This is a genomic window from Kitasatospora azatica KCTC 9699 (genome assembly GCF_000744785.1).
GTDB lineage: Bacteria > Actinomycetota > Actinomycetes > Streptomycetales > Streptomycetaceae > Kitasatospora > Kitasatospora azatica.
In genome coordinates this window covers 2,208,201-2,233,029 of record NZ_JQMO01000003.1, presented here as the reverse complement: position 1 = coordinate 2,233,029, position 24,829 = coordinate 2,208,201, and the positions used below count along the sequence as shown (strand labels likewise).

The following is a 24,829-nucleotide window of genomic DNA, read 5'->3' as shown; positions in this document are numbered from 1 at the left end:
ACCCGGCCATACCCGCGCCGCGCGCGAGCGGTCGCCCCGGCCTGCCCGCGCGCGCCGCCTGGGTGCGCCAACTGGCCGCCCACGGCTACCGGGCGCCCGAGCGGGCCGCGCTCGCCGATCGACTGGTACCGCCGATGCCGGACGGGCCCAAGGCCACCCCGGACCTGGTCGCGCCCTCCCCCGTCCTGCTGCGCGCGGGCATCCGCTTGGACGACGCGTTCTGGTCCTGGCTCTGCCGCTGGTCCGGCTGGCTGGGCCCGCTCGCCGTCGCCCTCTTCGGCGGCCTGCTGCGGTTCTGGCACCTGGGCAGCCCCGGCGGGATCATCTTCGACGAGACGTACTACGCCAAGGACGCCTACGCGCTCTGGCAGGGCGGCTACGAGACCAACTGGGCCGACACCGCCAACTCGCAGATCCTCGGCCACCCGCAGGTGATCCCCTACAAGACCGACCCGGCGTTCATCGTGCACCCGCCGGTCGGCAAGTGGATCATCGGCTTCGGCGAGCAGCTCTTCGGGATGCACCCGCTCGGCTGGCGGTTCATGGTCGCCGTGCTCGGCACCGCCTCGATCCTGATGCTGGCCCGGATCGCCCGCCGGCTGTTCCGCTCCACCCTGCTGGGCTGCGTGGCCGGGCTGCTGCTCTCGGTGGACGGCCTGCACTTCGTGATGAGCCGCACCGCGCTGCTCGACCTGATGGTGATGTTCTGGATCCTGGCCGCCTTCGGCTTCCTGCTGCTGGACCGCGACCACACCCGGGCCCGGATCGCCCACAAGCTCGGCGAGCTGCCCGACGCCGTGACGGCCCACCGGATGCGCCTGGGCCTGCGGCCGTACCGGCTGGCGGCCGGGGTCTGCGTCGGGCTGGCCTGCTCGACCAAGTGGAGCGGGATGTACGTGGCGGCCTTCTTCGGGCTGCTGACCGTCTTCTGGGACCTCGGCGCGCGCCGACTGGCCGGGGCCAGGCGGCCGGTCTGGTCCACCCTGGTCCGGGACGGGCTGCCGGCCTTCGCCTCGATCGTGCTGGCCTCGGTGGTCGTCTACATCTCCTCCTGGTCCGGCTGGCTGGCCAGCAGCAACATGCCCGGCAAGGGCGGCTACGGCCGTGACTGGGCGGTCGGCCGGCACGGCCTGTCCTCGGACTCCGTCTCGCTGCCGCTGCTCGGCAAGGTGAAGCTGCCGTTCCAGGTGGACATGACCTGGGTGCCGGAGGGGCTGCGCTCGCTCTGGCACTACCACCGGCAGATGTACGACTTCAACGTCAACCTGCACAGCCCGCACATGTACCAGTCCAACCCGTGGAGCTGGCTGCTGGTCGGGCGGCCGGTCTCCTTCTACTACGAGTCCCCCAAGTTCGGGCAGAGCGGCTGCACCGCCAACGAGTGCGCCTCGGAGGTGCTGGCGATCGGCACCCCGCTGCTCTGGTGGGCGGGCGTGGTGGCGCTGGCGTACTGCCTCTACCGCTGGGGGCTGCGACGCGACTGGCGGGCCGGCGCGGTGCTCTGCGGTCTCGGCGCCGGGCTGCTGCCCTGGTTCGAGTACCAGCAGCGGACCATCTTCCTGTTCTACGCGGTCGCCTTCGTCCCGTTCCTGGTGCTGGCGGTGACCATTCTGGTCGGAGCACTGATCGGGCCCGCCACCGCGAGCTACGAGCGACGCCTGGTGGGCGGCGCGGCGGCCGGGGTGCTGGTGCTGGTGATCGTCTGGAACTTCCTGTACTTCTACCCGCTGTACACCGGCCAGGTGATCCCGATGACGGACTGGCGGGCCAGGATGTGGTTCGTCAGCTGGATCTGACGGCACCCGGCAGGCGACGCCCCTCGTGTACCAGCTCTGTCACGAGGGGCGCCGTTTCGTGGGCGCACTGTTCGAGGCGGCTTAGGCTGGGCTGTCCCGTCAGTCGTCAGCAGGGGGAGCATCACCATGCGTCAGGGCGCCAAGGCCGCCGTCATCAGTGCCGTCGCGGTCGCCATGTTGGCAGCCGGCGGGTACGGGGCGTACTCACTGGTCGGGTCGGACGACAAGAAGGGCCCGGCCGCGCCGAAGGTCCGGACCGTGGTCGCCGAGTCGCCCTCGGCCGAACTCGCCGCCACCGGCGCCAAGGACTTCCTGGACGCCTGGAGCAAGGGCGACCTGGACGCCGCCAGCAAGCTGACCGACGACCCGCAGGGCTCCCTGACGGCGCTCAACGCGTTCAAGGACAAGGTCAAGCCGAGCGCGGTGACCCTCACCGCGGGCGGTCCGGCCACGCCCGCCGCCTTCGCCTCGGCCACCGCCGGGCCCTCGGGGGCGGCTGCGGCCTCGCCGTCGGCCGCCGCGTCCGCCTCGGCCGGGAGCTCCGCCGCTGCCTCGGCCGCGCCGTCCGCCTCCCCGGCGCCGGCCAGCCAGGTGCTGCTGAGCTACAAGTCCAAGGTCGAGTTCGCCAACACCACCAACATCTGGCAGTACACCGGGTACCTGGGCATGGTGAAGATGAGCGACGGCAAGGCCGCCGTGCACTGGGCGCCGACGGTGATCCACCCGCACCTCGGCCCGGGCGAGACGATCACCACCCAGCCGGTCTTCAACCCGCCGACCAAGGTCACCGACCGCAACGGGCAGTCGCTGGCGAACTTCCACTCGCTGGACCAGATCGTCAAGACCCTCCAGCAGGCCTCCAGCGCCGGTGACCCCGCCGACGCCGGGACCGGCGTGGTGATCACCGACGACGCGGGCAAGAACAAGCCCGAGCCGGTGTTCACCGTGATCGACCCGAAGCCGGGCAAGCCGTTCAAGCTGACCATCGACGCGGGCCTGCAGGCGGCCGCCGAGAAGGCGGTCAACGACGGGAACGCCAAGGCCAACAAGGGCGCCGGGCTGGTGGCCATCGAGCCGAGCACCGGGCACATCCTGGCGGTGGCCAACGCTCCGGCCACCGGCTTCAGCACCGCGCTGCTCGGCAAGACCGCTCCCGGCTCCACGATGAAGATCATCACGGCCACGGCGCTGCTGGAGGCCGGGGTCGACCCCAACGCCACCATGCCCTGCCCGGCCAGCATCACCACCGGGACGACGTACAAGAACGACTTCCAGGACGAGAAGCCGAACAACACGTTCATGCAGGACTTCACGATCTCCTGCAACACCGCCTTCATCAAGCAGGGGCTGGCCTCGCTGCAGAGCGGACAGCTGGCCAAGACCGCCCAGGAGGTCTTCGGGATCGGCACGCCGTGGAAGATCGCGCCGGGCGTCACCACCTCCGACGGCGTGGTCCCCGGCCCCGGCCAGAGCAAGGACGAGACGGCCGGCGAGTACATGGGCCAGGGCAGGGTGACGATGAACCCGCTGGTCATGGCCTCGGTGGCGGCGACCGTGGAGAGCGGCCAGTTCAAGATGCCGGTCCTGGTGGACGGTCAGCAGCAGGTGACGGCCGCCCGGCAGCTGTCGCCGGACGTGCTGGCCAAGCTGCGCGCGATGATGCACAGCGTGGTCACCGACCCGGAGGGCACCGCCACTCCCGCGATGGGCGGGATCAGCGGAACCATGTTCGGTGGCAAGACCGGCACGGCGGAGACCAGCCCGAACGCAACGCCCAACAGCTGGTTCACCGGCTACCGGGACAACCTTGCGGTCTGCGCCGAGGTGCTGTCGGGGAACTTCGGCGCGGAAACGGCCGCGCCGGCGGTGGCCGAGGTGCTGAAGGTGGGCAACGGGGGCTGACGGAGGCTCGCGGTGCGGTGACGGAATCGCGATTCGCCGTGGCAGCTGCGCGATGACAGTTGCGCGGTGACAGCCGCATGGTGACGGATACGCGATTCGCGATGACAGCTGACAGATTTCACTATCTGTCAGCTGTCATCGCGAATCCGTCACCGCGACCCTGTCACCGCACCCCCGTCACCGCTTCCCCCCGTACACCGCCGCCACGTTGTCCTGCGGCGGGTGCGCCTTCCCCGCCGGCCCCGCCGCGAAGGCGGTGAGCAGGTTCTCGGTCACCTTCTGGGTCAGCGCCCCGGCCTTGGCGTCCATCGAGTGGTCGGCTCCTGAACTGCCGTCACCCGTGGCGTCCAGCGCCTCCACCCAGCGCATGGTCCCGCTGGCGAAGACCCCGGCCCCGCTCGGGGCGGCGTAGAACGCGGTGTCGCTGAAGCTCTTGCGCCCCTCGCAGACCACCGGGGAGTGGGCCAGGATCTCGATCGGGCGCGGAGTGTTGAAGCTCGTGTTGACCCGGTCGTACTCGACGCCGACCAGGTGCGCGAAGCTGTCGCCCGCCTTGGCGCCGGTCCCGGCGAAGAGCCAGTGCCCGGGGTTGGTCACCACGTACGGCGCGTCCACCGGGTACCCGTCGTAGATCACCCCGAGCAGCGAGCTCTCCGGGTCGGCCTGCGGCTGGGCCCGGAAGTCGTTGGTCGGCGGCTTGCCCGCCTTGAAGCCCGGATCGTCCTGGTACGAGGTCTTGTAGCAGACCACCTGCCGGTCCGGACCGGTCGGCGAGGGCTCGTACCGCACCCGCCGGTAGCAGCAGTTGGCGCCGAGGATCGCCACATTCGTCCCGGCGTCGCGGGCGGCGGTGACGTGCGCCCGCTGCTCCTGCGACCAGTACTCGTCGTGCCCCGGCGAGAGCACGGCGGTCGCGCCCTTGAGCAGGTCCGGGGCGGCGGCCAGGTCGGTGCTGGTGGTGTAGGCGAGCGGCAGGCCGAGCTTCTCGGCCAGCGCGATCAGCGGGGCCTCGTAGACCAGGAAGAGGCCCGCGCCGTCCGCGTACTGGTAGGGCCGGTCGAAGGAGGCCACCAGCGAGCGGGTCGGGTAGCCGCCGGTCGGCCCGTTGTAGAGGTTGTAGCCGCCCCACTCGTTGTACGCCTGCCAGGTGGCCACGGCGTTGACCACCACCACCTTGCCCGCCGTGCTCGCCGACCGGACGGTGACCGGCACGTACCGCTGCCCGGCGCCGCCGTCCGCGTCCAGCCGCAGCAGGTAGCTGCCCTCGGGCCAGCCGGTGGTGGGCACGGTGGTGGTCTTCGGCCAGTTGGTCGCCACCATCCGGGTCGTCTTGTCCACCGTGGCGGCCGGCTGCTTGGTGCCCGGCAGGTGGTCGGACTGCCAGACCTGACGGCCGCGGGCCCCGCCGTACCAGCCCATGCGATAGGCCGTCACCTTGAAGCCGGGCGCGGTGGTCGAGACGTGCAGGCCGAAGCTCTCGCCGGGCAGCACGCTGACCCGGTCCGCCCAGCCCTCGATGGCCCGGTCGGGCCCGGCGCTGCCGATCCGCCAGTCGGGGTTGCCGGGGCGGTCGTTCTCCCGCGGCGGGTTCGGCGAGGTGGTGCCGTTGCCCGTCGCACTGCCCGCGCCCGCCGCTGGCCGGTTGGCGCTGGACGCGCCGGCCGAGCCGGACCCGCTCGCGGAGCTGCCCGAGGAGCCGCAGGCCGCCAGTCCCATCCCCGCGGCGGCACCGCCGGCCAGCCCGAGGAACCGACGCCGCCCCTTCCCCCGCTGCCCATCGGGGGACTGCTGCTCGGTCATTCGGGAAACCTCCTGCGGTGCGGGTCGTCCTGGGACGTCGATCGGGACCGCCCCCATGCTCCCCTACGGACCGTCAGCCACCGTTCAGCGGGTGGCGCCGACCCTCTCGCTCTCCACCGTACGGGGGCCGCGCGCCGTCCGCCCGCTCCAGGTCCGGGCCGCCAGCCGTGGCCAGATCGCCAGCACCACGGGCAGCGCGAGGTACCCGAACCGCCCGGCCGGCGCCAGCATGAAGGCCACCGTCAGGCCGGCGGCCAGCAGGTCGGCGGCGGCCACCGCCGTGGCCGGCGGGCGCAGCACCAGCCAACCCGCCACCGCCACCCCGCCCAGCACCATCAGCACGATCGAGACGGTGTGCCCGGTCGGGCCGAGGTCGGCCAGCACCTTGCCGGGCAGCGGACTGCCGGCGGGGGTGCGTACGGCGGCCAGGCCGAGCGGGAAGCGGATCACCTGCTCCTTGAGGTCCTGCGCCCGGGTCAGCGCGTACGGCAGGATCACCGCGCTGCCCACCAGCAGCGCCGTCAGCGCGGCTCGCGCGGCCGGGCGCCGCCCGTACAGCCGCCAGAGCAGCAGCACGGCCACCGGCAGCGCCGGCCAGGCCGTCCACTTCAGGGTGCAGGCCAGCGCCAGCACCAGTCCGGCGGCGATGGTGCGGTCCCGGGCGGCCAGCGCCATGGCCAGGCAGCAGACGCCGATCAGCGGCAGGTCGACCCCGCCGACGGCCAGCGTCAACGCGATCAGCGGCGAGCCGGTGAGGATGCCGAGCGGCAGCAGCGGGGACAGTTCGCGGCTGGGCCTGAGCAGGCGCCAGCTGATGGTCAGACAGCCCAGGAAGGTGAGGGCGAACCAGATCCGCGCGTCCCCGAGCACCAGGGTGACCGGGTTGCCCGAGCCCAGCACCGCCCGGGGCAGCCCGAAGAGCGTCATGGCGGGCAGGTAGGGGTTGAAGTCGGTGACCTTGGACGGGTCGGGCAGGTACGGCGTGCCGGTGTGCAGCAGCAGTTGGGCGGATCGTTCGACCACCATCACTTCGGACTGGTGGCGGCCCTGCGCGGCCAGCACCCCGAGCGGCAGCAGCACGGCGCCGAGCAGCGCGATGCAGGCGGCCACCCGTCCGGCGTAGCGGCGCGGCAGGCTGATCACCGCGATCCCGGCCAGCAGGTAGGCGGGGGCCGCGACCTGCCCCCAGAGCTTCTGGTTGGCCAGGTTGGAAACCAGCGGGAAGGCCGCCGCCCAGCCGGCCGCGATCAGGCAGCCGAGCAGGTGGATGACGCGACGTCCGCCGAGCGCGGCGGCCCGGGCCGTGAGCCGGGCCCACCGGGAGTCGTCCAGGGTCGACGACTGCGACTGCTTCGGTCTCGGCTGCGGCACACCAGGTGCGCCGCCGAGTGCTGCGCCGGCAAGCACTGCATCGGCATGTGCTGCGTCGGCATCTGCCGCGTCGGCATCTGCCGCGTCAGGGAGCGGCCCACCGTCGACCTGTCCGTCTACGGACAGTCCGTCAGTGGCAGGCGACGGCGCACGGTGCCCGGTCGGATGGGCGCCGGGATGCCGCACGGCCGCGCCGGTGGAGGTCTGTGCCCCTCGCCGAACGCCGAACCGGCCGCGGGCGCGGGGCGCTCCGGACGAACGGGTGGTCACCATGGTGGAAGGTTAGGGCGGCGAGGCATCCGCTGTCCTCAGCCCGGGGGGGCTAGTCACAAACGTGATCCATGGGTTATGCCCGCGCCCACCGGGCAGCTCGCTCACCCGTTCCCACCCAGGACCGCCTGCATCACCGACTTGGCGATCGGCGCGGCGAGTCCCCCGCCGGTCACATCGGTCGCCTCGCTGTCCGCGATCACCACCGCCACCGCCACCGGCGGAACGTCCGTGGAGCCGGTGGGCCTGGCCCAGGAGATGAACCAGGCGTACGGCACACCGGAGTTGTCGACCCCGTGCTGGGCGGTGCCGGTCTTGCCGCCGACCGTGGCGCCGGCGATCCGGGCGTTGCGCCCGGTGCCGTTCTGCACCACGTCCGTCATCAGCTGCTGGACCTGGCCGGCCACCGCCGGGCTCATCGCCTGCTGGTAGGGGTGCGGCTTCATCAGCTGGATCGTGCTGCCGTCGGACTTGGTCAACTTGTCCACAAGCTGGGGATACATCACCGTGCCGTTGTTGGCCACGCCGGCCGCGACCATGGCCATCACCAGTGGTGTGGCGGCGGTGTCGAACTGGCCGATCGAGGAGAGCGCGACCTGCGACTGGTTCATGCTGGTGTCGAAGTTGCTGCGGGCGGCGCGGACCGGGATGTCCAGCCTGGCGTCGTTGAAGCCGAACTTCTGCGCCATCGACACCATCTTGTCCAGCCCGGTCTGCACCCCGAGGTAGCCCAGGACGCTGTTGCAGGACAGGGTCATCGCGGTGTCCAGGTCGAGGTTCGGCTGGTCGCAGGAGCTGGTGTCGTTGACCAGTTCGGTGGTGGTGCCCGGCAGGACGTACGGGTAGGGCGCACCGGTGGGTGCGTTGATGTCGGTGACCACGCCGTTCGCCAGCGCGGCCGCCGCGGTGACCACCTTGAAGGTGGAGCCGGGCGGGTAGGTCTGGCGCAGTGCGCGGTTGAGCATCGGCTGGTTGCTGTCGGCCTGCAGCTTGTTCCAGGCCTCCTGGTCGGCCGCGGCGGAGCCGGCGAAGCTGCCGGGGTCGTAGCTGGGGGTGCTGGCCAGCGCGAGGATCCGGCCGGTGCCGGGCTCGATCGCGGCCACCGCGCCCTTCTGGTTGCCCAGCCCCTGCACCGCGGCCTGCTGCGCGGCCTTGCTGATGGTGGTGTAGACGTCGCCGCCGGGGCTCTGCTTGCGGCTGATCGCGTCCCAGAGCGCCCAGCCGGCCAGCCGGTTGTCCGTGCCGGTGAGCAACGCGTCCTCGGTGCCCTCCAGTTGGGTGTTGCCGAAGATCTGCGAGGAGAAGCCGGTGACGGCGGCGTACTGCGGGCCCTCGGTGTACGTGCGTTTGTAGTCGTAGCGCCCGCCGGTGGCGGTCGAGCCGGTGACCGGGTCGGCGCCGACCAGCAGGTTGCCGCGCGGCTGGGCGTAGCGCTGGATGGTCGTGCGCTGGTTGGCGGGGTTGTCGTTGTAGGTCTCGGCGTTGAAGAACTGCACCCGGGTGGCCTGGGCGGCCAGCGCGACGGTGAGCACCAGGCAGAAGGTGCCGGCCCGGCGGCCGGTGGTGGAGATGCCGGGGCGCTGCGGGTCGCGGGCCATCAGGCCTCCCTGGCGGGCAGCGGCGGGCGGCGGGCGATGTCGCTCATCCGCACCAGCAGCGCGACGATGATCCAGTTGGTCACCACCGAGGAGCCGCCCTGGGCGATGAACGGCAGGGTCAGGCCGGTCAGCGGGATCAGGTCGAGCACTCCGCCGGCCACCACGAAGACCTGGATCGCGATCAGCGCGGCCAGCCCGATCGCCAGCAGCCGCCCGAACGGATCGGTCAGCGCGATCCCGGTGCGGATGCCGCGCCCGACCAGCAGGGCGTAGAGCAGGAAGACGGCGAGCAGGCCGACCAGTCCGAGTTCCTCGCCGATGGTGGCCAGGATGAAGTCGGACTTGGCGGCGAACCCGATCAGGATCGAGTGCCCGTTGCCCAGGCCCTCGCCGAGCAGCCCGCCCCAGGCGAAGGCGAAGAGCGACTGGGCGATCTGGTTGGCGCCCTGGCCCGCGGCGATCGAGCCGAGCGGGTGCAACCAGTCCTGCACCCGGCTGTGCACGTGCGGCGAGAGCCAGCCGACCGTCACGGCGGCGGCCGAGGCGAGCAGCAGGCCGATGGCGATCCAGCCGCTGCGCGCGGTGGCCACGTAGAGCATCACCACGAAGAGGCCGAAGAAGAGCAGCGAGGTGCCGAGGTCGGTCTCCAGGACCAGGACGCCGACGAAGGCCACCCAGATCAGCAGCACCGGGCCGATCACCCGGCCGCGCGGCAGCTCCCAGCGCCAGATCCGACGGCCGGTCAGGGCCAGCGAGTCGCGGTGCACGGCCAGGTAGGCGGCGAAGAAGACGGCGAGCAGGATCTTGGCGAACTCGCCCGGCTGGAAGGAGAGCGGGCCGACGGTGACCCAGATCCGCGAGCCGTACACCGGCGGGAAGAAGATCGGCAGGACCAGCAGCACCAGGGCGCCCAGGGCGCCGAGGTAGGCGTAGCGCTGCAGGATCTTGTGGTCGCGCAGCAGCAGCACCACGGCCACGCACAGCGCCACCCCCAGGGTGGACCAGAGCAGTTGGGTGGGCGCCGCGTGGTTCCTGCCGGTGGCCCGGTCCAGGCGGTAGATGACGACCAGTCCGACGCCGTTGAGCAGCACCGCGATCGGCAGCAGCAGGGGGTCGGCGTATCTGGCCTTCCAGCGGATCACCCCGTGCGTGAACAGCGCCAGCGCGCCCAGCGCCGCGCCGTAGCCCGCGGCGTCCGGCGGGGCCTGGCCGTCGATGTTGACGCCGACCTCGACGTAGCCGAAGACCGCGATCGCCACCGCGCCGAGGACCAGGACCAGTTCGGTGTTGCGGCCGGACCCGGGGCGCCGCGGCGCGGGTTCGCGCCGGGCGGTCGCGACGGCGGAGGGTGTGGCCATGGGCGGACCGCTGCTCCTGTCTGGCGCGACGTCAGGGGGCTCGCGACGTCAGGGGGGCTGAGGCCTCTCTCACCGATCTCGACGGGCGTACTGACGCCACCGTAGTGATGGTTTGACATATTTATCCATCATCTACGGCGGTGTGTCCGTTTTTGCCTGTCGGCCCCGGCCGCCCGGTCGCTCAGGTGCAGACCGCGTCCGGCCAGCGGTGCGCCAGCAGGCCGCCGAGCATCTCGTGCAGCTGCTCGCGGCTGCCGGCGGGCAGGCGGGCGAAGAAGGCCCGCTCGGCCTCCTCCGCCACCTGCTCGGCCTCCACCAGCGCGGCCCGCCCCTCGTCGGTCAGCCGCAGGATGTACCGGCGCCGGTCGGCCGGGTTGCGCCGCCGCTCGACGTGCCCGGCCCGCTCCAGCTCGTCGATCAGTGCGACCACGGTGGTCGGGTCGAGGTTGATCAACTGGCTGAGGTCCTGCTGGGAGAGCTCGGCGCCGCCGGCCAGCGCGGCCAGCACCAGGAAGTCGCGCAGCTTGAACCCGGCGGCCTGCAGGGCCAGGTCGGCCTCTTCCTGGATCAGCATCCCGGCCTTGAAGAGCAGCACGCCGGTGTGGTCGGCCAGCGGGAAGTCGCGGCGCAGGGTCATCGAGGGGTCTCCCATCCGTCGGGACATCCATTATCGGCGATACCGACCCTGCGGAACCCGAGCGTTCCCGTCGAACCGGTCCGGGCGGCTCAGCGACCGACCGGCTCAGTGACCTGGCGGCTCAGCGACCGGCCGGCTCAGTGACCTGGCGGCTCAGCGACCGGCCTGCTCAGTGACCGCCCAGCTCGGCGCCCGCCAGCGCGCTCTCGTGCAGGTCGCGGGTGCGGATCAGGAGGAACCCGGCCACGGCGCCGAGCGCGGCCACCGCGCCACAGCCGATCAGCACATCGGTCAGCCCGTGCACGAAGGCCTCCCGGGCGGCGGCGCGCACCGCACCGCCCAGCGGGTCGGGCAGCCTGCCGGCGAGCTCGTTGCCGGCACCGGCGGCCACCGCCTGGCCGGCCTCCCGGGCCTGCGGGCCGAGCTGGGCACCGGCCGTGGAGGTGGCGAAGGCGTTCGTCACCCGGTGCTGGAAGAGCGCGCCGAACCCGGCGATCCCGATCGCGATGCCCACCTGCTGGAAGGTCTCGCCGATCCCGGCCGCCATGCCCGCCTTGGCCGGCTCGGCCACCCCGATCGACAGCGAGGCGCGCGGCGGGTTGAACATGCCCATCCCCAGGCCGGTGGCCAGCATGCTCGGCAGCAGCGCGGTCCAGCCGCTGCTCGGCTGCACCAGGGTGACCAGGAAGAGCCCGCCCGAGATCAGGGCGATGGCGGTGCCGACCAGCAGCCGGGGCGGCAGCTTGACGGTCAGGCTGCCGGTGACGGCGGCCGCGACGAACAGGGTCAGGGTGAGCGGCAGGAAGCGCAGCCCGGTGGCGAGCGGCGAGTAGCCCAGCACGTTCTGCATGTACGAGACCTGAAGGAAGATCGCCGACATGCCGGCCGCGTTGGCCAGCAGGGTGGCCGCCGAGATCCCGTTGAAGGTGAGGTTGCGGAACAGGGCGAGGTCGAGCATGGCGGCTTCGCCGAGACTGCGCTCGATCTGCACGAAGACGGCGAGCAGCACGATGGCGGCGCCGAACATGCCCAGGATCGGCCCGCTGGTCCAGCCCTGCGCCTCGCCGCGCAGGAAGGCCAGCACCAGCAGGGTGAGCGCGGCCGAGAAGACCAGCAGGCCGGCCCAGTCCACCCGGTGCGCGGCCGGGTCGCGGGACTCGCCGATCCGCAGCACGCCGAGCACCATCGCGAGCAGGCCGATCGGCACATTGACCAGGAAGATCCAGCGCCAGCCGATCCCGTCGGTGAGCGCGCCGCCGATCAGCGGGCCGAAGGCGATCGCCAGGCCGGAGACCCCGCCGAAGACACCGAAGGCCAGACCCCGGTCCTTGCCGCGGAACTCCTGGCCGATCAGTGCCGGGCCGACCGCGAAGAGCACCGCCGCGCCGACGCCCTGCACACCGCGCGCGATGTTCAGCGCCAGGATCCCGGAGGCCGCGCCGCAGGCCAGCGAGGCGGCGGTGAACAGCGCGAAGCCCGCGGTGTAGACCCGCTTGCGGCCGAGACGGTCGGCCAGCGAGCCGCCGGTGAGCAGGAACGCGGCGAGGGTCAGCGCATAGGCGTCGAGCACCCACTGCAGGGCGGAGAAGTCGGCGTGCAGCGAGGTCCGCAGGTCGGGCAGCGCGACGTTCACCACGGTCAGGTCGAGCATCAGCATGAAGGTGGCGATGGAGACGATGCCGAGCGTCCACCAGCGGCCGGTGGACCTGGCCTCGGCGGGTGGCGCGGCGGTGGCTTGGGCGACGGCGGGTGCGGTGGACATGGCTGAGCCCCCAGGTTGTCTAGCTTTAGATCGTCGGAATCTCGATGATTAATTACGCTAGTGATCCACTTTTGGACTGTCAACCTGTAGATGATCGGCGATTTGAGCACGGCGGGCCCCGGCACAGTGAGCCCGGGCATGGCGGGCCCCGGCACGGCGAGTCCGGGCACAGCGAGCCCGGGCACGGCGAGTCCGGGCACAGCGAGCCCGGGCACGGCGAAGAGCCCGCCGATCGTGTTGATCGACGGGTTCCTATCGCTCAGCTGCTACTCCGTGCGCCGCCGGGCCACGGCAGCCGAGGCCGCCGCCAACAACGCCGCCAGCAGCAATGCGCCGAGCAGCGCGAGCCACGGAAGCTCCACCCGGACCTCCCGGGAGCCGGTCACCAGCGCCCGTATCGCGAGGTTGGCGGGCGAGCCGCCGACCACCAGCACCAGGACCGAGAGCCCGAGCGTGCCGAGGATCCCGTAGCCGCCGCGCAGCAGCACCGGACGGTTGCACAGCACGCCCACCGCCAGGCCGGTCAGCACGCAGGCCACCATGCCGAGCAGCCCGGCGAAGGCGGCCGCGGCTGCGGACACCTCCCGGTGCGGGTCGTTGGTGGTGTGCCCACTGGCCAGCCAGATGCCCGCCACGCTGAGTACCGCCAGGGTCAGCCCGGCGATCACCGCAGCTGCCAACGAGGCCAGTTGGACCCGGACCGGGCCACTCGCCGCCACCAGCACGGCACGCGCCGGCGCCGGATCGGCGGTGAGCGCGGAGCGCACGTACCAGGCGCTGACGGGGACCAGCACGGCGGCGGCGAAGCCGAGGCTGTCGAGCAGCGGGTTGCCCATCGTGATGCCGGTGACCAGGAGCAGCAGGTAGCCGAGGAACGGCGGCAGCCAGCGTTGCGAGCGCAGCAGCAGCTCGAGCTGGTAGCGGACCAGGGCGCTCATCGGGGCGCCCCCGACTCGGGCTGGACCCGCAGGATGTGCGCACCGCCGGCCAGCAGCCGGCGCAGCAGCGCGTCCGAGTGCCGGGCGGAGACCTGCAGCAGCACGGTGCCGTCCGGCTGCGGGGTGCGGCTGGGCGCGCCGGGGAGTTGCTCGGGCAGTCGGGTCGCGCGCAGTTGGATGACCATCGGATCCCTGTCCGGCCCGCCGAGTTCCGCCGGTGGAAGCTCGGTCAGACTCGCACCCACGACCCGGTAGGAAGCCGTGGTCAGCCCGGCCAGCCGATGCGGGTCGTGGTCCACGAAGAGCACCGTGCCGCCCTTCCCGGCCCGTTCCACCGCCTCCTCGTCCAGCAGTGCCCGGGCCTCCTGGTCGAGCCCGGTCCAGGCCTCGTCGAGCAGCAGCAGATCGGCCTCGGCGAGCAGCGCCTGGGCCACCGCGACCTTCTGGCAGGTGCCTTTGGAGAGCCGGCTCAGTGGGGTCCCGGCGCGGTCGGCGATGCCGAACCGGTCCAGCCAGAAGTCGGCGCGCTCGGCCGCCGCCGCCTTGCCGAGCCCGTGTACCCGGCCGAGCCGGCGCAGGTAGCCGACCGCGTCGAAGGGCAGCGCGGGCGGGAAGCGTTCGGGCACGTAGGCCCGGCGGCCGGGGGCCTCGACCCGGCCGCGGCTCGGCGGTTCGATCCCGGCGAGCAGCTTGAGCAGCGTGGACTTGCCGCTGCCGTTCGCCCCCTCGATCCGCACCAGCGCGCCGGGCTCGAGCGTCAGGTCCACCTCGCGCAGCACCCACGGCGCCGCGCGCCCGTACCGCTTGCCCGCTGCGGATAGCCGTATGCCCGTCATGCGCGCCCCCGTCCGAAAATCGCTCGCCAGCCTGCTGATCAACCCTCAGACTGCCCCGGTGAACAATGGATCTGATCGTACGGCCCAGGTTTTCGTGTCCCACCGCGAGCGGGAGCTCGGGGTGCTCGGCCCGTTCCCGGTCGGGCGGCCGCGCTGGCACGACGTCGAGCCGGTGAACGAGCACCTGGCGGCGGCGCTGGGGGTGCCGACCGTGGTGCTGCGCGTGCTGGACGTCGAGGGCGGGGACGGCGGACAGGGCGGGCTCGTCTCGTACCACGCAGAGGCGCTGGCCGACCCCGGCCAGGTGACCGGACTGCGGGCGGCCACCGAGGCGGAGCTCGCCGCGCTGCGCCCGCACCCGCTGCGCGCCGAGTACGCCACCGCGACGGGGGTGCGGGCGGCGCTCGACTGGGCGGAACGGGAGCTCGCGGCGGCCGGACGCCCGGTGGTCGGCCCGGTGACGCAGGTGAAGACCTGGAACCTGGCCGGGCTCTTCCGGCTGCCCACCGCCACCGGCCCGGTCTGGCTGAAGACGGGGCGCGGCTTCGCGGTGGACGAGGCGGCGGTGATCGGCCTGGTCGACTCGGTGGATCCGGGCTTCGCGCCGACCGTGCTGGGGGCCGAGGCCGAGCGGCGCTGGCTGCTGCTGGACCACGTGCCGGGCGAGGACTGCTGGGGGCCGTCGGCGGAGGTGATCGCGGCCACCGTGCCGCGCCTTGCCCGGGCCCAGGCCGCGCTGGCCGCGAGCTACCCGGGTGGGGCGCCGGCCGGCCTGCCGGACCGCTCGCCGCGCGCCCTGCTGCCGGGCGTGAAGCTGCTGCTGGACGGCGAGGCGGGCGCCGAGCTGACCGCGGACGAGCTGCGCCGAGCTCATCTGATGAATGATCAGCTTCCTGCATTGATCGAGCAGTTGGAGTCCTGCGGACTGCCGGCCACGGTGCTGCACGGCGACTTCCACCCCGGCAACTGGCGCTCGGCCGGCCAGGGCACCGTGCTGGTGGACTTCGCCGACAGCTACTACGGGCATCCGGCGATCGACGGGCTGCGCCCCGCGGACTTCACCTCCGAGGAACGCTGGTCCCAGGCCGCCGAGTTGTGGAGCGAGGCCTGGCGCACCCTGGTTCCCGGCAGCGACCCGGCCCGGGCCCTGCGACTGGCCGCCCCGCTCGCCCACCTCGCCTACGCCGTGCGCTACCAGGAGTTCCTGGACGGCATCGAGCCGAGCGAGTACCGCTACCACGCGGGCGACCCGGCCGCCGAACTGCGAGCGGCGGTGGCCGCGTTCGAGGCGCTCTGAGCTCGCCGGATCCGTTCCCAGCGCCCCCGCGACCTGGCGCTCAGCGGCTCTGCCAGGCGTAGAGCTGGTCGCCGTCGATCACCACCTGGTAGTGCCCGCAGGTGGCGGTGAGCCGGTGGCCGGCCTCGGCGGGGAACCAGGCGGCGGTGAGCTTGGCGGGGTGGGGCCGGGCGGCGGCGGGCTGCGCGGCGGCGCCGGTGCAGCCGGCCGGCAGGCCGCCGCCGGGCAGGTGGGCGCGGAGCAGGCGCTCGCCGCCGGCGGTGGCCATCCGGTACTTGATCTCGGTCGCGCCGTCCGGCAGCCAGCCCGGCACCGAGGCGCGGGCGGCCTTGGCCTGCGCGCCCGAGGCGTAGCCGGCGTCCACCACGTGCCGGTGCCCGAACAGGTCGTCGACGGCGGGCGCGAGCGTGAAGCCCAGGGCTCCCATACCGAGGGCGGTCACAGTGACCCCGGCGACGGTGCTGCTCCTGAGCGACATGGGCGGGCTTCCTCTCGGCGACGAAGGTGGGACGTCTCCCATGCTCCGCGCCCGCCCCGCCCACCGCGTCCCTCCGCCGCAGGAACCCTTCCCCCCTCTCGGGGAGCATCCGTCTCCGACTTCAGGCTGACGTCGACACGCCCTCGACTCAGGGTTCCGCGCCTGCGCACCTTCGCGAAAGGAGGATGAAACGGCACATTCCGGACAGAGGAGCCTGCCGTGCGCTTAACCCTGCCGTCCCCGCCCACCCGGCCCGAGCCCGCCCTGCTCAACCGCCGCCCGCTCACCCGTCGCCCGCTCACGATCAGCGCGGACGACTCCGGGCTGGTCGCCGAGATCGAGGCCTACCTCGCCTCGCTGCCCGACCCCGCGCGCCGGCCCGCGCCGTACGTCTGCCCGTACGGCCGCACCCTGCAGCCCTGGAACGCCGAGTACCCGCTCCCCGGGCGCACCCTGTGGGACCGCCTGACCCGCCGGCCGGCCCGTCCGCTCCCGGTCAGCGCCGCCCAGCACCTGCGCCTCACCTCCCGCTTCCTCACCCAGCACGGCTGGTTGCAGGGCGCGATGTGGGACCAGGCCGGGCGGGTCTGCCTGCTCGGCGCGCAGGCCGCCGTACTGGCCCACGGCTACGGCTCCCCCAGCACCGTGCAGACCGCCCGGGTGCAGGTGATGGAGGTGCTCCACGCGACCGGACGGCCCGTCAGCTCGCCGGACGAGTACAACGACCGGCCCAGCACCCGGCAGTCCGACATCCACCGACTGCTCGAGCAGGCCGCACTGCGGGCCCGGTCGCTGGGCCTGTGAGACGCGGTCCGGCTGTTGCACGACCGTGACGGCCGACCGACCGTTCACGGACCTCCCACGGGAATGCTGATGGTCACAAACCACCAGCTCTTCCGGGGGGAAGTCCCATGGCCGCTCGTCGTCGCCGCGGTTCCGCCGCTGCCGTCGCCCTCACCGCCGCACTGGGCGTCGGCTCCGCCCTGCTGCTCTCCGCCTGCGGGCCCGAGGTCCCGGCGCCGGGCGCCACCGCCACCGCCTCCGGCCCCACCGCCGCGGGCAGCGCCGTGCCGGGCAGCGCCACGCCGAGCGCCGGCCACTCCGGCACGCCCGGCAAGTCCCCCGCCCCGGTGCCCGCGCACGGCACCGGCGTCCCGCACCTGACGGTCAGCAACGGCACCTCGCAGGTCCTGCTGGACAACAGCACCGTGGACTTCCACACCGCCGTCCGCGACCTCGCCTGGTCCCCGGACGGCAGCAAGGCCGCCTTCATCGACGGTGCCGGCAACCTGGTGGTGAGCAACCCCGACGGCACCGGCAAGGTGGTGGCCGCCAAGAACCCGGGCGGCCAGACCTGGTCCCACCCGACCTGGCAGGTGACCCACGAGGACACCGTCAACCACGTCCCGGTCAAGAACAACCTGTTCTTCGTCGTCGACCAGGGCGGCGCCACCCGCCTGGTGGCCGTGCCCGCCAACGGCAGCAACTCCACCCCCGCCCCGCTGAGCCTGTACCGCGAGGCCGACGACAACCCGACCCCGCTCCCGCAGACCGGCAACGTCTGGCCGAACGCGAGCGGCAAGGTCGGCGCCGCCGTCTACGCCAACACCGGCGACGGCAAGGTCTACATCCGCGACGACTACCTGCGCCAGCAGGGCGGCGAGCTCACCCAGGGCTCCCAGCCGGCCCTCGGCCCCGACGAGCTCAGCGTCGTCTTCGTCCGCTCGGTGGGCGGCCACGACCACCTCTTCGAGTGGCAGCGCGGGACCGACAAGCCGACCGTCAAGGACCTCACCCCGAACGCCACCACCGACTACACCGAGCCCGCCTGGTCCCCCGACGGCAAGCAGCTGGCCGCCCGCACGCCCAACGGCATCGTGACCCTGCCCGCCGACGGCTCCGCGGCCCCCAAGCCCACCGCCGCCACCCCCGGCCTGCCCGCCTACCGCCCCTGAGGCACCGTCAGCCGCCACCCGGCTGACCCCCGGTCAGGCCCACCACCGAGTGGGCCCGGAGCACGCGAAAGGCCCGTCCGACTGGACGGGCCTTTCGTTGGGTGGAGCTGAGGGGATTCGAACCCCTGACCCCCTCGATGCGAACGAGGTGCGCTACCGGACTGCGCCACAGCCCCAACGAGAAGAAACTCTAGCACCTTTTCGAGGGGGCCCGTGACCAGCCCCTGCTGGTGGGGCGGGGTGCCAGGGGGCGGACTACTCGTTGGCGGCGCGGGGGCGGGGGTTGGCGGCGGACTCGTCGTACTGGTCGAAGAGGGGGGTGTGGGCGGACTCGGCGGGGCGGCCGGAGTTCCAGGTGCCGGGGGCGCCGAGGTCGAGGCCGCGGGTGGTGCGGGGGGCGACCGGGGCGGTCACGTAGGTGGGGAGCGGGACGGGGACGGGCTCCCAGGAGTCCGGTCCGGCGGCGGCCCGCTCGCGCAGGCCGTCCACCCACTCCTCGTGGTCGGTGGCCTCCACCAGCGCCTGCTGCGGGGCCGGCGCCACCCGCAGCTGCGGGCGGGGCAGGTCCGGCTCGACCGGCTGAGTGGCGGACGGCTCGGCGGACTGCGGCGCGGACTGGGCCATGGTCGCGGCGGCCGCCGCCCGGGCCTGCTCGCGTTCGCGCAGCCGCTGGGCGGCAGCGGCGGCGCGGACCCGGTCCAGCTTGACCTCGCAGCGCTGGCGCTCCAGGCGGCGCAGGTGGCCGATGTAGAGGGTGAGCAGCAGGGCGGGCAGCGCGGGCACCCAGAGGAAGGCCACGCCGGCCACGGCCGCGATGACGGCGCCGAGGGCGAAGGCCAGGAAGAGCACGGTGACCATCCGGCGCCGCCGGGCCAGCAGTCGGGCCCGGGCGGGCGGCGTCGACGGGGCGTCAGCGGGCAGCGCGACGGCCGACGCGTCGTCAGCCGCTCCGGAGCCGGAGCCGGAGGAGTCGTCGGAGGCGTCGAGGTTGTCGGAGTCGGGATTGTCGGAGGCGTCGTCGCTGATGGCCCGGGACGCCCGCCGCTCCAGTGCCGACCGCCCGGCGAGCAGACGGATGGCGGTGCTGAAGCGTTCGGTCGGGCGCGCTTCGTTGAGCTCGTCCTGCCTGCGGAGCCACATGGGCACCAGATAGGCAGCCCAGGCCCCTACGATGACCGCGTAGATGAGGCCGCTACTGCTCACGTTTCACACCGTACGGGCGTTGGGTAAGGGCGGGCAGCAATTTGGCACGGCGTGTCGCGCTGCCAAGCTGATTCTCTGACTATTTTGCCGGTATTTGTGACCGCTTGGTCCTGCGCTGATGCCATATTGATATGAATGTCGAACACTTATTCAATTACCTCTTGCGCCAGCGCTGCATGAGCCCTTCCGGGACCTCCTCGGCGGTCAGCGCGTACACCAGGTGGTCGCGCCAGTCCCCGTCGATGTGCAGATAGCGCGGGCGCATTCCCTCCTGGCGGAAGTCGAGTTTCTCCACCACCCGACGGCTCGGGCCGTTCTCGGGACGGATACAGACCTCGATCCGGTGCAGTCCGAGCGCCAGGAAACAGTGGTCGACGGCGAGCGCGACGGCGGTCGGCATGATCCCGCGCCCGGCGACCGACTCGTCGATCCAGTAGCCGATATTCGCCGAGCACATCGAGCCCCAGGTGATCCCCCCCACCGTCAGCTGGCCGACCAGCTGGTCCCGGTAGAGCACCGCGAAGGGCAGCATCCGGCCCGCCGAGGCCTCGCTGCGCAGGTAGCGCACCATCTGACGGTAGCTCGGACGGGAACCGGTGATCCGGCCCGGCGGGCTCGGCGGCACGGTGGCCTCCCAGCGGCGCAGCCAGTCCCGGTTGCGCCGGCTCGCCTCCTGCCAGGCCTTCTGGTCACGCATCCGGATCGGCCGCAGCAGGACGTCGCCCTCGCGCAGCTCCACCGGCCAGCCGGCGCTCAGCTCGGTCTCCGCTCGGCGGCGGGGGGACGCGGATGGTCCCCGCCGGCCAACTGGTCGACGGCGTGCGCCAGCAGCGGCTCCAGGACCGCCAGCCCGTCCTTCACCCCGCCGGTGGACCCGGGCAGGTTGACGATCACGGTCCGTCCGGCCAGGCCGGCCAGGCCCCGGGAGAGCACCGAGGTAGGCACCTTCTCCCGCCCGTAGGCCCGGATCGCCTCGGCGATCCCGGGGATCTGACGATCGATCACCTGGGCGGTCATCTCCGGGGTGAGGTCCATCGGCGAGATCCCGGTACCGCCGGTGGTCAGCACCACGTCGTACCCGGCCGCGACGGCCTCCCGCAGCGCCAGCAGCACCGGCTCACCGTCCGGCACCAGCTGCGGGCCGTCCACCGCGAAGCCCATCCGGCGCAGGCCCTCGACCAGCAGCGGGCCGCCCTTGTCCTGGTAGACCCCGGCCGAGGCGCGGTTGGAGACGGTGACGGCGAGCGCCCTCACGCGGACTCACCCCGTGCCCAGTCGCCGCTCTTGCCGCCGGTCTTGGTGAGCACCCGGACGTCCTGGATCGCGGCCGCCTTGTCCACCGCCTTGACCATGTCGATCACGGTCAGCCCGGCCACCGCGACCGCGGTGAGGGCCTCCATCTCCACCCCGGTGCGGTCGGCGGTGCGCACGGTGGCGGTGATCTCCACGGCCTCGTCGGTCACCGCCAGGTCCACGGTGACGCCGGAGATCGCGATCGGGTGGCAGAGCGGGATCAGCTCGGGGGTCTTCTTGGCGCCCATGATCCCGGCGATCCGGGCGGCGGCCAGCGCGTCGCCCTTCGGCACGCCCTCGCCGCGCAGCAGTTCCACCACCCGGGGCGACACGGTCACCCGGCCGGCCGCCACGGCGGTGCGCACCGTGGTGGCCTTCTCGGAGACGTCCACCATGCGCGCGGCGCCGGTCTCGTCCACATGCGTCAGGCGGTCGCCGGGGGGTGTGGTCACGTCAGTACTCCAGCAGAACGGGATGAATACCGCGCTACCGTACTCCTCGCGCCCCGCCTGATCGTGAGCGGTCCGACCGGCGAACGGCCGTCAGTCCGTCAGAAGGACCACGTCGACGGCCTCGCCGGCGGTCACCGCGACCGCGTCCTCGGGGACGGTGATCAGGCAGTTCGCCCGGGCCAGCGCCCCGACCAGGTGCGAGTCCGCGCCGCCGACCGGCGCCACCGTGCCCTCCGCGTACCAGCCGCGCAGGAACTGCCGGCGGCCGGCCGGCGAGCGCAGGTCCGCGGTGCAGACGGCACGGACCACCGGACGGTGCACGTCGGACGCGCCGAGCATGGTGCGGATCACCGGGCGGACGAACAGCTCGAAGGAGATGTAGGCGCTGACCGGGTTGCCGGGCAGGGCGAGCAGCGGGATGCCCGCGCCGCCGTCGCCGGCGCCGATCCGGCCGAAGCCCTGCGGCTTGCCGGGCTGCATCCGCAGCTTGCGGAAGTCCACCCCGCCGTAGTCGGCGAAGACCTCCTTGACCACGTCGTAGGCCCCGACGCTGACCCCGCCGCTGGTGACGATCAGGTCGGCCCGGCCGAGCTGGTCCTCCAGCACGCCGCGCAGCACCGCCGCCTCGTCGCGCACCCCGCCGACCCGGTAGGCGATCGCGCCGGCCGCCTGGGCGGCGGCGGTCAGGGTGAAGCTGTTGGAGTCCCAGATCTGCCCGGGACCGACCGGCTCGCCGGGCTGCACCAGTTCGCTGCCGGTGGAGAGCACCACCACCCGCGGGCGCGGGCGGACCCGCACCTCGCCGCGGCCGATCGCCGCCAGCAGGCCGAGCTGGGTCGGGCCGAGCCGGGTGCCGGCGGTGAGCACGGTGCTGCCGGCCCGGACATCACTGCCCCGGCGGCGGATGTGCTCGCCCTCGCGGACCTCCTGGCGGACCCGCACCTCGGTGCTGGGCTGGGCCGCGCTCATCGCGTCGGCGGCCTGGCCGGTGCCACTGCCGCCGTCGGTCCACTCGACCGGGGCGACGGCCTCGGCGCCGGGCGGCACCGGGGCGCCGGTCATGATCCGCGCGGCCTGTCCGGGGCCGACCTTGGGCAGCTCACCGGCCCCGGCGGCGATCTCGCCGACCACGGTCAGGACCGACGGGTAGCGCTCGGTGGCGCCGATCGTGTCGGCGGTACGGACGGCGTAGCCGTCCATCGAGCTGTTGTCGAAGGGCGGCAGGTCACCGGCGGCGACCACGTCCTCGGCGAGCCGGCAGTCCTGGGCGTCCAGCAGCTGCAGCTCGATCGCGGGCAGCGGGGCGACCTGCGCCAGCACGTCGGCGAGGTGCTCGTCGACGGTCCAGTGCCGGTGTCCCGGGGTCTCGGTCCCGCACGCGTCCTGCCGGCTCATCGCCCTACCGCCCTTCGATCGGCCAACTCGATCTGTTCCTGATCAGCTCTGCATCTCGCCGCTGACGAAGTCCTTCAGCCAGCCGCGGAACTCCGGGCCCAGGTCCTCGCGCTCGCAGGCCAGCCGGACGATCGCGCGCAGGTAGTCGGCGCGGTCACCGGTGTCGTAGCGGCGGCCGTCGAAGAGCACACCGTGCACCTGACCGCCCTCCTCGAGGCTCAGCGTGGACAGCGTGCGCAGCGCGTCGGTCAGCTGGATCTCGCCGCCGCGGCCGGGCTCGGTCTTCTTCAGCACGTCGAAGACGGCCGGGTCCAGCACGTAACGGCCGATCACCGCGTAGTTCGACGGGGCGTCAGCCGGCTCCGGCTTCTCCACCAGGTCGGTGACGTGGAAGACGTCCTCGCCGAAGCCGTTCGCCTTGACCGCCGCACAGCCGTAGAGGTGGATCTGCGCCGGGTCGACCTCCATCAGCGCCACCACCGAGCCGCCCAGCTCCTGCTGGACCTCGATCATCCGGGAGAGCAGCGGGTCGCGCGGGTCGATCAGGTCGTCGCCGAGCAGCACCGCGAACGGCTGCCCTGCCACGTGCTGCTCGGCGACCAGCACGGCGTGGCCCAGGCCCTTGGGGTCGCCCTGGCGGACGTAGTGCATGTTGGCCAGCGAGACCGACTCCTGGACCCGGCGCAGCTTGTCCTCGTCGCCCTTGCGGGCGAGCAGCTCCTCGAGTTCGTAGGCCCGGTCGAAGTGGTCCTCGAGGGCGCGCTTGTTGCGGCCGGTGACCATCAGTATGTCGGACAGGCCGGCGGCGGCGGCCTCTTCGACCACGTACTGGATGGCCGGCTTGTCGACGACGGGCAGCATCTCCTTGGGCGTGGCCTTGGTGGCCGGCAGGAAGCGGGTTCCGAGACCGGCGGCAGGCACAACGGCCTTGGTGACGGGCATGCGGGGGTTCGTCGTCATGCGTTGACCTTACTAAGGCAGATGACCGCCCTGACTGAGAGCGAGGTTAATCGGCTATGAACGAACCTCGTCGGCGACAGTCACGGCAGCGACGGTACGGGCGGCGCCGGTGTGGGTTGTGGGACCCGGGCCGGCACAGGGCGACAGATTACCGTGCCTTTCGGTGGGCGTTGCCCGGGCGGCCGCACGCTTGGCGGCGAGCAGTGCGCGGTCGGCGGCGCGCAGCAGCGGGACCGGGTGGTAGCCGCCGTCGGCGCCGAGCACCGCGATGCCGGCGCTGGCCCGCAGGCCGTTGCCGTTGCCCCTGCCGGTACCGCTGCCGCTGCCGGACGGCGACTCCCCCTGCCAGGGCTCGAGGGTCCAGCCCAGCAGCCGGTGGCGGCGGACCGTCCAGCAGAGCCGCTCGGCGACCTTGGCCGCGCCCGCGGCGCCGGTGTCGGGCAGCACCACCAGGAACTCGGTGCCGCCGTACCGGCCGAGGGTGTCCGAGCGGCGGACCTCGACGGTGAGCCGCTGGGCCAGGTCGCGCAGGATCGCCTGGGCCCGGTGCCGCCCGTGCTCGGCGTTGACCGCCTCGAAGCCCTCGATCTCCAGCAGCACCACGGCCAGTTCCGGTGCGCTCTCGCCCGGCTTGAGCCGGCGCCGGCAGCGCTGCACCTCACGCTCCAGGGTGAGCTGGAGGTGGCGGTGGTTCCACACTCCGGTGAGCGGGTCACGGGCGGCGCTGCGGGCCAGCTCGGCGCAGCGCTCCTCGAGTTCGGCCAGCTGGGTGCGCAGGCCGCGTTCCTGGTCGGTGCGGGTGTTGCGGGAGCGGCGCAGGCGGAGCGCGAGCAGGGCGCAGAGCGCGGCCAGCGGGAGGCTGAGCAGGGCGAGCGCCTGGACCACGAGTGCCATGGGACTCCCTCGGGGGAGCGACTGCGGGAGGATCGATCCGTGTCTGACGATCTCTTGTACAACGAGAAGGCCGAACTGAGGTCACGCCTGCTGGCCGACCGGCGGGCGCTGTCCCCCGAACAGCGGGCCGCGGCCGCTGCGGCGCTGGCTGAGCAAGCGCTTGCTCTGGTCCCCGCCGAGGCCACCGTGGCCGCCTACGTCTCGGTCGGCGCGGAGCCCGGCACCCGCCCGCTGCTCGACCTGCTGCACGGGCGCGGTGTCCCGGTCCTGCTGCCGGTGCTGCTGCCGGACAACGACCTGGACTGGGCCGCCTACCAGGGCCCCGAGCGGCTGGCCCCCGCCGCCCGCGGCCTGCTGGAGCCGACCGGCCCGCGGCTCGGCCCGGCCGCCGTCTGCGCGGCGCATGTGGTGCTGCTGCCCGGACTGGCGGTGGACCGGCACGGGCTGCGGCTGGGGCGCGGCGGCGGCTCCTACGACCGGGTGCTGGCCCGGCTGGCCCGAGCCGGCGCCGAGCCGCTGCTGGCCACCCTGCTCTACGGGAGCGAGCTGCTGGAACGGGTGCCGGCCGAGCCGCACGACCGGCCGGTGCACGCCGTGGTGACTCCCACGGGCGTGCACCGGTTCTGATCCGCCG

At 73.0% G+C, this 24,829-nt stretch carries 22 protein-coding genes and 1 tRNA gene; 6 read left to right on the top strand and 17 right to left on the bottom strand.

The window, feature by feature from the left end; translation table 11 throughout:
- Positions 1-8 precede the first annotated feature (8 nt).
- Together BR98_RS20575 and BR98_RS20570 are read left to right on the top strand one after the other, a co-directional pair.
- A complete protein-coding gene (locus BR98_RS20575) occupies positions 9-1,796 on the top strand; it encodes a dolichyl-phosphate-mannose--protein mannosyltransferase (RefSeq protein WP_035853206.1) in 1,788 nt (595 codons plus the stop codon).
- A 126-nt stretch (positions 1,797-1,922) separates the two neighbouring features.
- Positions 1,923-3,698: a penicillin-binding transpeptidase domain-containing protein gene (locus tag BR98_RS20570; RefSeq protein ID WP_051969982.1), complete on the top strand. Its 1,776-nt coding sequence runs from the start codon at positions 1,923-1,925 to the stop codon at positions 3,696-3,698.
- Positions 3,699-3,875: 177 nt separating this feature from the next.
- Here the strand turns inward: BR98_RS20570 and BR98_RS20565 are convergent, their stop codons facing one another.
- The 8 genes from BR98_RS20565 to BR98_RS20530 form a co-directional block, all read right to left on the bottom strand.
- Positions 3,876-5,498: a N,N-dimethylformamidase beta subunit family domain-containing protein gene (locus tag BR98_RS20565; protein ID WP_035846687.1), complete on the bottom strand. Its 1,623-nt coding sequence runs from the start codon at positions 5,496-5,498 to the stop codon at positions 3,876-3,878.
- A gap of 84 nt (positions 5,499-5,582) precedes the next feature.
- Positions 5,583-6,869, bottom strand: coding sequence for a glycosyltransferase 87 family protein (locus BR98_RS42070; protein ID WP_051969981.1), 1,287 nt, complete (start codon positions 6,867-6,869; stop codon positions 5,583-5,585).
- Between the two features lie 374 nt (positions 6,870-7,243).
- Positions 7,244-8,737, bottom strand: a complete 1,494-nt coding sequence (locus BR98_RS20555; protein WP_051969980.1) for a penicillin-binding transpeptidase domain-containing protein — start codon at positions 8,735-8,737, stop codon at positions 7,244-7,246.
- Positions 8,737-10,095: an FtsW/RodA/SpoVE family cell cycle protein gene (locus BR98_RS20550; protein ID WP_035846684.1), complete on the bottom strand. Its 1,359-nt coding sequence runs from the start codon at positions 10,093-10,095 to the stop codon at positions 8,737-8,739. Before BR98_RS20550 ends, BR98_RS20555 begins: the two co-directional genes overlap by 1 nt.
- Before the next feature lie 181 nt (positions 10,096-10,276).
- The gene (locus BR98_RS20545) at positions 10,277-10,747 is read right to left on the bottom strand and encodes a MarR family winged helix-turn-helix transcriptional regulator (RefSeq protein ID WP_232247471.1); all 471 of its coding nucleotides are present in this window, start codon (positions 10,745-10,747) and stop codon (positions 10,277-10,279) included.
- A gap of 154 nt (positions 10,748-10,901) precedes the next feature.
- Positions 10,902-12,494 (bottom strand): MFS transporter, encoded by a 1,593-nt coding sequence (locus tag BR98_RS20540; protein ID WP_232247470.1) that lies wholly within the window; start codon positions 12,492-12,494, stop codon positions 10,902-10,904.
- 266 nt (positions 12,495-12,760) lie between these two features.
- A complete protein-coding gene (locus BR98_RS20535; RefSeq protein WP_035846682.1) occupies positions 12,761-13,432 on the bottom strand; it encodes a hypothetical protein in 672 nt (223 codons plus the stop codon).
- Positions 13,429-14,268: an ABC transporter ATP-binding protein gene (locus BR98_RS20530; RefSeq protein WP_083976772.1), complete on the bottom strand. Its 840-nt coding sequence runs from the start codon at positions 14,266-14,268 to the stop codon at positions 13,429-13,431. Before BR98_RS20530 ends, BR98_RS20535 begins: the two co-directional genes overlap by 4 nt.
- Positions 14,269-14,326: 58 nt before the next feature.
- Between BR98_RS20530 and BR98_RS20525 the strand changes: the two genes are divergently transcribed.
- Complete coding sequence (locus BR98_RS20525) at positions 14,327-15,565, top strand: phosphotransferase (protein ID WP_232247469.1); 1,239 nt, start codon at positions 14,327-14,329, stop codon at positions 15,563-15,565.
- Positions 15,566-15,605: 40 nt separating this feature from the next.
- Here BR98_RS20525 and BR98_RS20520 read toward each other — a convergent pair whose 3' ends face one another.
- Positions 15,606-16,043, bottom strand: a complete 438-nt coding sequence (locus BR98_RS20520) for a hypothetical protein (protein WP_051969978.1) — start codon at positions 16,041-16,043, stop codon at positions 15,606-15,608.
- 219 nt (positions 16,044-16,262) lie between these two features.
- Between BR98_RS20520 and BR98_RS36475 the strand changes: the two genes are divergently transcribed.
- Both BR98_RS36475 and BR98_RS20510 read left to right on the top strand, forming a co-directional pair.
- Complete coding sequence (locus tag BR98_RS36475) at positions 16,263-16,847, top strand: DUF6197 family protein (protein WP_051969977.1); 585 nt, start codon at positions 16,263-16,265, stop codon at positions 16,845-16,847.
- Between the two features lie 107 nt (positions 16,848-16,954).
- A complete protein-coding gene (locus BR98_RS20510; protein ID WP_035846677.1) occupies positions 16,955-17,998 on the top strand; it encodes a TolB family protein in 1,044 nt (347 codons plus the stop codon).
- 102 nt (positions 17,999-18,100) lie between these two features.
- Here BR98_RS20510 and BR98_RS20505 read toward each other — a convergent pair.
- The 8 genes from BR98_RS20505 to BR98_RS20470 all read right to left on the bottom strand — a co-directional run bounded on the left by BR98_RS20505 (position 18,101) and on the right by BR98_RS20470 (position 24,195).
- A tRNA-Ala gene (locus BR98_RS20505) sits at positions 18,101-18,174 on the bottom strand.
- 79 nt (positions 18,175-18,253) lie between these two features.
- On the bottom strand, positions 18,254-19,201 hold the full coding sequence (sepX, locus tag BR98_RS20500) for a divisome protein SepX/GlpR (protein WP_035846675.1): 948 nt from the start codon (positions 19,199-19,201) through the stop codon (positions 18,254-18,256).
- 154 nt (positions 19,202-19,355) lie between these two features.
- Positions 19,356-19,940 carry a GNAT family N-acetyltransferase gene (locus tag BR98_RS20495; protein WP_035846673.1) on the bottom strand — a complete coding sequence of 195 codons (585 nt, stop codon included), beginning with the start codon at positions 19,938-19,940 and terminating at the stop codon, positions 19,356-19,358.
- A 14-nt stretch (positions 19,941-19,954) separates the two neighbouring features.
- Positions 19,955-20,455: a MogA/MoaB family molybdenum cofactor biosynthesis protein gene (locus BR98_RS20490; RefSeq protein ID WP_035846671.1), complete on the bottom strand. Its 501-nt coding sequence runs from the start codon at positions 20,453-20,455 to the stop codon at positions 19,955-19,957.
- Positions 20,452-20,946 (bottom strand): cyclic pyranopterin monophosphate synthase MoaC, encoded by a 495-nt coding sequence (gene moaC / locus BR98_RS20485; protein WP_035846668.1) that lies wholly within the window; start codon positions 20,944-20,946, stop codon positions 20,452-20,454. Before moaC ends, BR98_RS20490 begins: the two co-directional genes overlap by 4 nt.
- Positions 20,947-21,036: 90 nt before the next feature.
- Positions 21,037-22,341: a molybdotransferase-like divisome protein Glp gene (gene glp / locus BR98_RS20480; RefSeq protein ID WP_035846666.1), complete on the bottom strand. Its 1,305-nt coding sequence runs from the start codon at positions 22,339-22,341 to the stop codon at positions 21,037-21,039.
- 42 nt (positions 22,342-22,383) lie between these two features.
- A complete protein-coding gene (galU, locus tag BR98_RS20475; protein ID WP_035846664.1) occupies positions 22,384-23,301 on the bottom strand; it encodes a UTP--glucose-1-phosphate uridylyltransferase GalU in 918 nt (305 codons plus the stop codon).
- Positions 23,302-23,355: 54 nt separating this feature from the next.
- Positions 23,356-24,195, bottom strand: coding sequence for a GGDEF domain-containing protein (locus BR98_RS20470; protein ID WP_051969976.1), 840 nt, complete (start codon positions 24,193-24,195; stop codon positions 23,356-23,358).
- A 39-nt stretch (positions 24,196-24,234) separates the two neighbouring features.
- Between BR98_RS20470 and BR98_RS20465 the strand changes: the two genes are divergently transcribed.
- Positions 24,235-24,822: a 5-formyltetrahydrofolate cyclo-ligase gene (locus BR98_RS20465; protein WP_035846662.1), complete on the top strand. Its 588-nt coding sequence runs from the start codon at positions 24,235-24,237 to the stop codon at positions 24,820-24,822.
- Positions 24,823-24,829 lie beyond the last annotated feature (7 nt).